This is a genomic window from Vreelandella nanhaiensis, from assembly GCF_003990185.1.
GTDB classification, from domain to species: domain Bacteria; phylum Pseudomonadota; class Gammaproteobacteria; order Pseudomonadales; family Halomonadaceae; genus Vreelandella; species Vreelandella nanhaiensis.
In genome coordinates, this window is the sequence record NZ_RZHF01000008.1 from 115875 (window position 1) to 124866 (window position 8992).

Consider the following 8992-nt stretch of genomic DNA (forward strand, 5'->3'; position numbering starts at 1 on the left):
ATCAATCACCCGGCCACCTCTATCTGCTTTTCAATACAGTCTACTGCACGATGAGTTTTGGGGCCCTCCGGCATACGCTACCCTAGCGCCAGCTGTTTTTCTTTCATTTGATGCAGCTGATCACGCAGGCGCGCCGCTTCTTCAAACTCCAAGTTTTGAGCCGCTTCAAACATTGCATCTTCAAGTTTACTGATAGCAGCCAGCAGATCGTGCGCCCCCATACTGGCAATATCATACTCACCCGCTCCTTCAGCAACCTTGCGCTCTGCCCCCCGTTTACGGCTGCTCTTCTTGCCAGGCGTTTGTGCCGCTTCCAAGATATCTGCCACAGAACGGGTCACGGTCATTGGCGTAATACCATGCTTCTCATTATGCGCCTGCTGTTTGGCCCGGCGGCGCTCCGTCTCATCAATCGCCTTGCGCATTGAGTCGGTAATACGATCGCCGTACAAAATAGCTTTACCGTGAGCGTTACGTGCCGCGCGTCCGATAGTCTGAATCAGAGAACGTTCAGCGCGCAGGAACCCCTCCTTGTCAGCATCAAGAATCGCTACCAGCGAGACTTCTGGAATATCCAAGCCTTCGCGGAGCAGGTTAATCCCGACGAGTACATCGAATTTTCCCAGGCGAAGATCGCGTATGATTTCCACACGTTCTACGGTATCAATATCCGAGTGCAAATAGCGCACGCGCACACCGTGCTCATCAAAATATTCAGTCAGGTCTTCGGCCATGCGCTTGGTAAGCGTAGTGACCAACACCCGCTCACCAACGGCGGTACGCAAACCGATTTCTGATAACAGATCATCAACCTGGGTACTGGCCGGTCGAACTTCAATTTCAGGGTCTAGAAGCCCGGTAGGCCGCACAACCTGTTCAACCACTTGACCAGCATGCTCAGCTTCATATTTACCCGGCGTAGCCGAGACAAATATAGTCTGAGGAACAATCGACTCCCACTCTTCAAACTTCATGGGCCGGTTATCTAGCGCTGAGGGCAGGCGAAAGCCATATTCCACAAGCGTTTCCTTACGTGAACGGTCGCCCTTATACATACCGCCTACCTGGGGCACGCTGACGTGAGACTCATCAATAAACAGCAGCGCATCATCAGGTAGGTAATCAAAGAACGTGGGCGGCGGCTCGCCGGGCGCCCGGCCGGATAAGTAGCGCGAATAGTTTTCTATGCCGTTACAGTAACCCAGCTCCAACATCATCTCGATGTCATAGAGGGTGCGTTGTTCAAGGCGCTGTGCTTCAACCAAGCGCTCATGCTTGCGCATCCAGTCCAGCCGCTCCTTAAGCTCACCTTTAATGGCGTCAATGGCCCCAAGAATGGTTTCGCGCGGGGTGACATAGTGAGATTTAGGATAAATGGTCATCCGCGGAACCTGATGGCGTATATCCCCGGTTAGCGGATCGAATATACGGATCGAGTCGATTTCATTATCAAATAGCTCAACGCGAACTGCATCTTCATCGGAATCAGCTGGAAAGATATCAATCACATCCCCACGAACCCGGTAGGTACCGCGGCGAAAATCCATGTCATTGCGGGTGTACTGAAGCTCGGCCAGGCGGCGCAGAAACGCCCGCTGATCAATTAACTCGCCCCGGGTAAAGTGCAGGCGCATTTTCAGGTACTGGTCCGGGTCACCCAGACCATAGATGGCCGACACCGACACCACAATCAAGGCATCACGGCGCTCTAGCAGCGCCTTGGTAGCGGACAGCCGCATCTGTTCGATATGGTCGTTGATTGATGCGTCTTTCTCGATAAACGTATCGGACGAAGGCACATAGGCTTCCGGCTGATAGTAATCGTAGTACGACACAAAATATTCAACGGCATTATCGGGGAAAAACGATTTAAACTCGCCATAAAGCTGCGCTGCCAGGGTCTTATTGGGCGCCATGACAATTGTTGGGCGCTGTAGCTGCTGAACCACGTTCGCCATGGTAAAGGTTTTGCCCGACCCGGTTACCCCAAGTAGCGTTTGATGGGCAAGACCTGACTCCAGGCCACTTACTAACCCTTTGATGGCGTTTGGCTGGTCGCCGGCAGGCTTAAATTTCGACTGTAACCGAAACTCTTTGCTCATCGTCGCTCCTAACTGGGAAATTAAACCGCTTGGGTCGTAATATCGATGGTTGCCTGGGTCATAAGCCGCTGAATAGGGCAGCGATGACTGATTTCTTCAAGCCGGGCTCGCTGTTCAGGGTCAGTAATACCATGTAGGGCCAACACCACATTCAACTTGTACGTCCCTTTGGCCTCTAGACTATCGTCTCGCTGCACCGTGACGGTAATCGCCGTAAGCGGCCACTGTTTGCGCCGGGCATACATTTGCACGGTGATGGCCTTGCATGTGCCAAGCGAAATATCAAAGTAGTCATGAGGGTCTGGCGCACTGCCCTCTCCACCAACCACCTCAGGAACATCAGCGTACAAGGCTTCCAGGCTATCGACTTCAATACGTTGGCGAAATACGTGGTTACGCTGGCTAATGACCGTAATAGGCGGGTGCATTAGGATACTTTCACTCCCAGCTTGAGCTTTTCGACGGCGGCAATTAATGCCTCCCGCTTAACACGGCCCTCCACATCCGCGCCGTAACGACCCACTTCGGCGCTATCAACGCCATCCAGCATCATCAACGCTGTGGTAATCTTGTTGACCTGGTCGGCGTTTTCTACGCCCTTAAAAGTTAATGATTGCTGTGCCATTGCGCTGTCTACCTCGCTTAACCTTATGCAAAACTGATACAGACCAAAGAGTCTAGCACGCTAAAGGTACCTTGCAATTAGTGCCTTGTGCCCACACGTTGAAAAGCCCAATATCTTACTGACCCTTTTTCGCCATGCCCCATCCAGGAGTTTATATGCCCACGGTTATCCCCTCTACTACGATTACCGACAATGTGCGCCTTGATCACCTAGCGGCGCTGGATGTGAAGGGGGCAGATGCTGAAAAATTCCTGCAAGGCCAAACCAGCGCGCAGGTCAGTTTAGCCAATGGTGAATTTGCTCCGCTTACCTGTTTTTGTACCCCCAAGGGCAGAATGCTGGCCAATGCGCAATTGCTTCGCCTTAATGCCGAACATTTCAGGCTGGTATTGAGCGCCTCGCTAGCTCCGCTATTAACGGCGCATTTAAAAAAATTTGCCGCGTTCTACCGGGCCGAGTTGATCCATGACACGTCAGTTACGTTTATTGGAGCAAGTGAGAACGCAAGCGCCTTAGCTAGTTCCCTTGGGTTGACTCTGCCTGAAAAGGACTTCGCGCAATGTGGTAATGATCAGGCAAGCGTCGTACGCCTGCCAGGCACTACATCGCGCTGGCTGTTTTGTACTACCGATACCATCTTGAATGACACTATCGATGATCAGGCCCAGCAAGCTGCCTGGGCACTTGAAGATATCCGTAGCGGTCTTGCCTGGTTGACCGAGGCCCAGCAGGATCAGTTTTTACCCCAAATGTTGAACTGGGAAGCGCTGGGCGGCATCAGTTTTAAAAAGGGGTGTTACACCGGCCAGGAAGTAGTAGCACGCGCACATTTTCGCGGTCAGGTTAAAAAGCGTTTGATGCACGCCTCGCTTAACACCACCGAGCTTCCGGGCATTGGCGCCAACTTGATAACAGAGCAAGACAAGACAATGGGCGAAGTTGTTTCAAGCGCCAAGCGAGACAGTAATACAGTGGAATTGCTGGCCGTCATAAATACCAAGGCAGCCGAAGAAGACATGCCACTCTATTGGGAGGGCAACTTGTTAACGCTCCTTCCACTACCCTACCCGATTGAGCGACTCGATCCGGAACAGCTGGCAATGGCACTGAAGGAATAGCGTTTTACAGCTAAGCCAACAGCCAGATGTTAACGCTTGGGAGCTTTTAAACAAACTTCAGGCCAAATAGCCGTGCGACGTTAGCCGTACTATACGCCGCAATGTCTGCTTCCGTTTCACTTCGAAGCTTTGCCACGGCACGGCACACCTGGCGATGCGCTTAGGCTCATTGCGTTCGCCCTGGTGGCCGCTTAGAGGCATATCGGGGCTATCCGTTTCCAGCACAAAGCCATCTTTTGGCAAGGCTGCTACCATTCGGTGCAGCCGCTTGGCACGCGAATAAGTCACCGCACCGCCCGCCCCCCCACAACAAACCCTAACGCCAGAAACGCTTGGGCCTGTTCAATAGAGCCTGCAAACGCGTGTATCAACCCACCCCGGGTTCTATGAGAGGGGCATTGCAGCCCCTAAATTATTTTAGTGCTTTTTTAATGCTCGCGAGTGGGCTGGAAGCGAATATCCGGCCAGCGCTCCTGAGTCATCTGCAGATTAACACGGGTAGGCGCAATATAGGTCAGGTAGCCGCCGCCATCGATGGCCAGGTTCGTGCTGGCCTTACGCTTGAACTCTTCAAGCATCTTGGCATCCTCACAATACACCCAGCGAGCGGTTTGCACGTTAACGCCTTCGTAAATACAGTCGACCTTGTACTCCTCTTTCAGGCGATGGGCGACCACATCAAACTGTAGCGTACCCACAGCGCCTAGAATCAGGTCATTGTTATCCATGGGCATAAACACCTGAGTCGCACCTTCTTCAGAAAGCTGCTGCAAGCCTTTCTGCAGTGCCTTCATCTTCAAAGGGTCTTTCAGACGTACACGTTTAAACAATTCAGGGGCAAAGTGCGGTATGCCGGTAAAGCGCATATCTTCACTAACGGTAAAGGTATCACCGATCTGAATAGTGCCGTGATTGTGCAGGCCGATAATATCGCCGGGCCAGGCTTCTTCCACATGAGAGCGGTCCGAGGCCATAAAGGTCAGCGCATCGGCGATTTTGACATCCTTGCCAATCCGCACATGGCGCATCTTCATGTTCTTTTCGTACTTGCCAGAACAAACACGTAAAAATGCAATACGATCGCGGTGGTTGGGATCCATATTGGCCTGAATTTTGAAGACAAACCCCGTGAACCGATCATCGAAGGCGGTAACCTCACGGGTATCAGTTTCACGGGGCTGAGGCGCAGGCGCGTACTCAACAAACCCATCGAGCATTTCGCGCACGCCAAAGTTACCCATGGCGGTACCGAAGTAAACCGGGGTCATTTCACCACGGCGGTAGGCTTCAAGATCGAACTCATGAGAAGCACCACGCACCAGCTCAACCTCCATGCGCAGCTCTTCGGCTTGCTCGTCACCCAGTACGGCATCGACTTCGGGGTTATCAAGCCCTTCAATGCGCTTATCTTCCGGTATCCGACTGCCCTGCCCTTGGGTATACAGGTGAATCACATCATTATAGAGATGGTACACGCCCTTGAAATGCCGCCCCATGCCAATCGGCCAAGTCATGGGTGCACATTGGATATTCAGGACGGTCTCAACTTCGTCCATAACCTCAATGGGGTCACGGATATCGCGGTCCATCTTGTTCACGAAAGTCAGGATAGGTGTAGTGCGCAAGCGACACACTTCCATCAGCTTGATGGTCCGATCCTCGACACCCTTGGCCCCATCAATCACCATCAAAGCGGAGTCAACGGCCGTTAGCGTGCGGTAGGTATCTTCTGAGAAGTCTTCATGACCTGGCGTATCGAGCAGGTTGACGATACGCCCTCCATAAGGGAACTGCATCACGGAGGTCGTTACCGAGATACCCCGTTCCTGCTCCATTTTCATCCAGTCAGAAGTTGCGTGGCGATCGTTACGCTTACTCTTCACCGAACCCGCTAGCTGAATCGCATTCCCGAACAGCAGCATTTTTTCAGTAATTGTCGTTTTACCCGCATCGGGGTGCGAAATGATAGCAAAGGTGCGCCTAAGCTCCGCTTCTTGGGCTAACTGAGTGTCTTTCATCTTGCCTCTACAGAAATTAGTACTCAGCCATGGGCTTAAGCTTCAAGCTAGCGTGGCTGAGTTATTCAGAATTGGGCAAGATTGTAACGTTAGGAGGGGCTGGGTGCTATGTTCATCACAAGTAAGTGTTAGCGTAGCAAATACGCTATGTAATTATGCCCCGCAGATGCGGGGCATAATAAAGGAGTTACTCGACTACCGGACCCTCATCTTCGCCGCCACCTTCTTGCCACTCTTCTTTGTTACCAGTCGGCTCAGCGGCACCACGCGGATGACTGCTGATCGTTTCACCTTGGTGGGTTGCATGGTTTCCTTGGGCCGGAGCGCCAATATCGACTTCCTCTACCGGCCCTTCATCTTCACCGCCACCTTCTTGCCACTTTTCTTCATTGCCAGTAGGAACGGCGGCGCCACGGGGTTGAGTCACCGTTTCTGTCTGGCCTGTGGCGTGGCTTCCATGATGTTGTCCTTGGGTTTCGGCATCATGAACAGGACCTTCTCCTTCACCACCACCTTCTTGCCACTCTTCCTGGTTGCCGGTAGGCGCGGCTGCGCCTCGTGGTTGATTATTCATTGTTCCTTGATGCTCCGCTCCTTGGGCACCGGCAGTCGAGTCAATTTGGCTGCTAGCAAACACTAAAGGGCTTGCACTTAGGCCAAATGCCACGCTTAGAATACTGATTTTTTTCAACGCTTCCTTGTTCATAATGATTCCTTTTCTGGTCTATTTCGCCTGGCTAGGCGGTAGTAATTAAAAACCCACACCTATATATGTAGCAGTTGCATTGCTTTGTGTAAAAGTTTGGTACGACTTCATATTCAGTGACGAGCGTTTCAAAAAACGCCATGGTTAAGCTATTAATTAAGCTATACGTTTACGCACGCTTATCAAGCAAACGCCATCCGTGAAGAAAAGCCCATAAAAAAACGCCGAACGAGTCGGCGTTTTTTAGCTGCAGGTATTAGCTTAGGCGTAGGTATTAACCAGCGTTCCAAGATTACCCTCTTGAGCAAGACCGGGGTCAGCACCCAAGTTAGCAGAGGCCATGATTTCCGTTACCTGCTGAGCTTGAATATCGAGCGCATCTTTAAATACTTGCATCTGAACCTGTTCAGCGGTTTGCGCCTGATTCATATAAAGCGCTGCGCTTACCATATTGCTGATAGACACATCCATACAGCTACCCTCAGAACGAAACGTTTACCCACCCTAGCAAAGATACCGCAAATCCACAAAAGCAAAGCAGGTATCTAAAAACGATCTGCCCGGAATGGCGCCATATCTATTTCGGTTGGCTTGCCCTCCATCATGTCAGCCAGCAGTTGCCCAGTCGCCGGCCCAAGAGTAAACCCTTGGTGGCCGTGGCCAAATGCCAACCATAGCCCTGGATGGCGTGGGGCTGCGCCAATTACGGGCTTCATATCGGGCAAGCAAGGTCTGGCGCCCTTCCAGGCTGCCGCATTACAACGATCGCCAAGCGGAAAGAGCTGTCGGGCAACCTTTTCGGCAGCTTCCAGCTGCTGTTCATCCGCAGGCGATTCCAGACGATTCAATTCAGCCCCGGTGGTCAAACGTACGCCTGCGTTCATGGGCGCAAGCAGATACCCCACTTCAGCATCCATCAGCCAATAGTGCAACTTGGCAGGCGCCTGGGAGGCGTAATGCATGTGATAGCCGCGTTTAACGAACGTGGGGAAATGGTAACCCAGGCCTTTCATCCAATCCCCTGACCAAGGCCCTAAAGCCACGACCACTTCATCGGCTTCAAGCGTTTCTGTTTCAGTGACTACCCGCCAACGCTTGCCAACCTGCTCGATTTTTTGGATAACAGCCTGTAGTAAATTGCCATCGTCTTGAGTAAACGCGTCGGCATAAGCTTCAACCAAGGCACCCGGGTCAGCCACTGTCCATGGGTCAAGCCAGTGAATAGCGCCAATGATATCCTGACTCAAATCAGGCTCTTTATCTTTCACACCGGCCCGGTCAAGCACTGCAAACTGAACACCATATAACTCACGTGCCTCTTCGGCCTCTTTTATACGCTTATCCAGGCGCGCCTGCGTACGGTAAACCTCAAGCCATCCCTCTTTGCGCACCAGGTGCTCGACACCGGCCGCTTTAATCATTGGCTCGTGAGTCTTCAGGCATAGTTGAATCAGAGAGGCCCATTCAGGGATGATCTTTTGATAAAGGCGTGACGATGAGTTATGCCAGTAGCTTAATAGCGGTGATGCCGCATTCATCATGCCTGTCACACGGTAGCGAATATCGACTCGACGATTGGGCAGCACGCTCAGAATGGTTTTCATATCACGCGGAAAAGCGTAAGGCCGAACAGCTTCGCGCTGAATAATACCCGCGTTTCCAAACGATGTTTCCCGGCCAGGCTGACGACGATCTACCAATGTGACTTGGTGACCGCGCTTCTGTAAATGCCATGCAATACTGACACCTACCATGCCTGCACCCAACACCACCGTTTGCTGCGTCATCTCAAGCCCCTTAACGTTAATGCCCGCACTTAATATAGGCGAAAATAATTTCAACAAGCTATTGAAAAATAACACTCTATATCAAGCATTTATATAGCTTAAAAATCCATTTTAAAGGCTTTAAAAAGTAATTTAGCCTACAAAATTCGATATAACAGATGACTTTACTATTTTAAGCCTATCAGGCCGAATAGTACGCTTTTACGTTCAGAAAAGCCTAAAGAAAATAGAGTGAGGCAAAGCGGTGAATGATCACGCCAAGGTGAAGAGGGCACGCAGTAGAAGCGTTAAGAATTGATTAACTAGACAAGCCAGCATTGTAGGGAGGAAAAACAGGCCTATATAACTCAGCCTAAAATTAGCTTATATAGTACGAGCGCACGTGCCTAGATCAAAAGGCGATCAGGAGCTAAAGTCGAGAAAACAAAAAACCCACCGTTAGGTGGTTAACTGATAAAAGCAGATAATAAAGAGGGAATACAACAGAAAGGTTAATGGGGTGGATGATGGGGATCGAACCCACGACCACCGGAGCCACAATCCGGGGCTCTACCACTGAGCTACATCCACCACAACCTAAAACTGGGGCCTTACTTCTATCAAATGGGGTGGATGATGGGGATCGAACCCACGACC

Annotated in this window: 8 protein-coding genes, 1 tRNA gene and 1 pseudogene; 1 reads left to right on the top strand and 9 read right to left on the bottom strand. The window is 51.4% G+C overall.

All coding sequences use genetic code 11. The features are described from left to right. Positions 1–77 precede the first annotated feature (77 nt). From uvrB to ELY38_RS07300, 3 genes are read right to left on the bottom strand one after another with little or no spacing between them, the layout of a single operon-like run. Positions 78–2102 carry an excinuclease ABC subunit UvrB gene (gene uvrB, locus ELY38_RS07290; RefSeq protein WP_127060946.1) on the bottom strand — a complete coding sequence of 675 codons (2025 nt, stop codon included), beginning with the start codon at positions 2100–2102 and terminating at the stop codon, positions 78–80. A gap of 20 nt (positions 2103–2122) precedes the next feature. Then, positions 2123–2530 carry an OsmC family protein gene (locus tag ELY38_RS07295; RefSeq protein ID WP_127060948.1) on the bottom strand — a complete coding sequence of 136 codons (408 nt, stop codon included), beginning with the start codon at positions 2528–2530 and terminating at the stop codon, positions 2123–2125. Beyond that, the gene (locus ELY38_RS07300) at positions 2530–2727 is read right to left on the bottom strand and encodes a hypothetical protein (RefSeq protein WP_127060950.1); all 198 of its coding nucleotides are present in this window, start codon (positions 2725–2727) and stop codon (positions 2530–2532) included. Before ELY38_RS07300 ends, ELY38_RS07295 begins: the two co-directional genes overlap by 1 nt. A 155-nt stretch (positions 2728–2882) precedes the next feature. Here ELY38_RS07300 and ygfZ point away from each other — a divergent pair, with 155 nt between their 5' ends. Continuing rightward, on the top strand, positions 2883–3845 hold the full coding sequence (ygfZ, locus tag ELY38_RS07305) for a CAF17-like 4Fe-4S cluster assembly/insertion protein YgfZ (protein ID WP_127060952.1): 963 nt from the start codon (positions 2883–2885) through the stop codon (positions 3843–3845). A 46-nt stretch (positions 3846–3891) separates the two neighbouring features. Here ygfZ and ELY38_RS07310 read toward each other — a convergent pair. From ELY38_RS07310 to ELY38_RS07335, 6 genes and pseudogenes are all read right to left on the bottom strand, one after another. Further along, positions 3892–4225 (bottom strand): annotated as a pseudogene (locus ELY38_RS07310) (TatD family hydrolase); the annotation flags it as partial. Positions 4226–4273: 48 nt separating this feature from the next. Continuing rightward, positions 4274–5863, bottom strand: a complete 1590-nt coding sequence (locus ELY38_RS07315; protein ID WP_127060954.1) for a peptide chain release factor 3 — start codon at positions 5861–5863, stop codon at positions 4274–4276. A 187-nt stretch (positions 5864–6050) separates the two neighbouring features. Beyond that, the gene (locus ELY38_RS07320; protein WP_127060956.1) at positions 6051–6569 is read right to left on the bottom strand and encodes a hypothetical protein; all 519 of its coding nucleotides are present in this window, start codon (positions 6567–6569) and stop codon (positions 6051–6053) included. 261 nt (positions 6570–6830) lie between these two features. After that, the gene (locus ELY38_RS07325; RefSeq protein ID WP_127060958.1) at positions 6831–7040 is read right to left on the bottom strand and encodes a putative motility protein; all 210 of its coding nucleotides are present in this window, start codon (positions 7038–7040) and stop codon (positions 6831–6833) included. A 74-nt stretch (positions 7041–7114) separates the two neighbouring features. Then, complete coding sequence (locus tag ELY38_RS07330; protein WP_127060960.1) at positions 7115–8356, bottom strand: NAD(P)/FAD-dependent oxidoreductase; 1242 nt, start codon at positions 8354–8356, stop codon at positions 7115–7117. A gap of 495 nt (positions 8357–8851) precedes the next feature. Next, positions 8852–8926, bottom strand: a tRNA-His gene (locus ELY38_RS07335). Between the last annotated feature and the right edge of the window lie 66 nt (positions 8927–8992).

Excerpts from the sequence above, each read along its gene's own strand:
- uvrB (WP_127060946.1), bottom strand. The coding sequence starts at position 2,102 with ATGAGCAAAGAGTTTCGGTTACAGTCGAAATTTAAGCCTGCCGGCGAC.
- ELY38_RS07295 (WP_127060948.1), bottom strand. The coding sequence starts at position 2,530 with ATGCACCCGCCTATTACGGTCATTAGCCAGCGTAACCACGTATTTCGC.
- ELY38_RS07300 (WP_127060950.1), bottom strand. The coding sequence starts at position 2,727 with ATGGCACAGCAATCATTAACTTTTAAGGGCGTAGAAAACGCCGACCAG.
- ygfZ (WP_127060952.1), top strand. The coding sequence starts at position 2,883 with ATGCCCACGGTTATCCCCTCTACTACGATTACCGACAATGTGCGCCTT.
- ELY38_RS07315 (WP_127060954.1), bottom strand. The coding sequence starts at position 5,863 with ATGAAAGACACTCAGTTAGCCCAAGAAGCGGAGCTTAGGCGCACCTTT.
- ELY38_RS07320 (WP_127060956.1), bottom strand. The coding sequence starts at position 6,569 with ATGAACAAGGAAGCGTTGAAAAAAATCAGTATTCTAAGCGTGGCATTT.
- ELY38_RS07325 (WP_127060958.1), bottom strand. The coding sequence starts at position 7,040 with ATGGATGTGTCTATCAGCAATATGGTAAGCGCAGCGCTTTATATGAAT.
- ELY38_RS07330 (WP_127060960.1), bottom strand. The coding sequence starts at position 8,356 with ATGACGCAGCAAACGGTGGTGTTGGGTGCAGGCATGGTAGGTGTCAGT.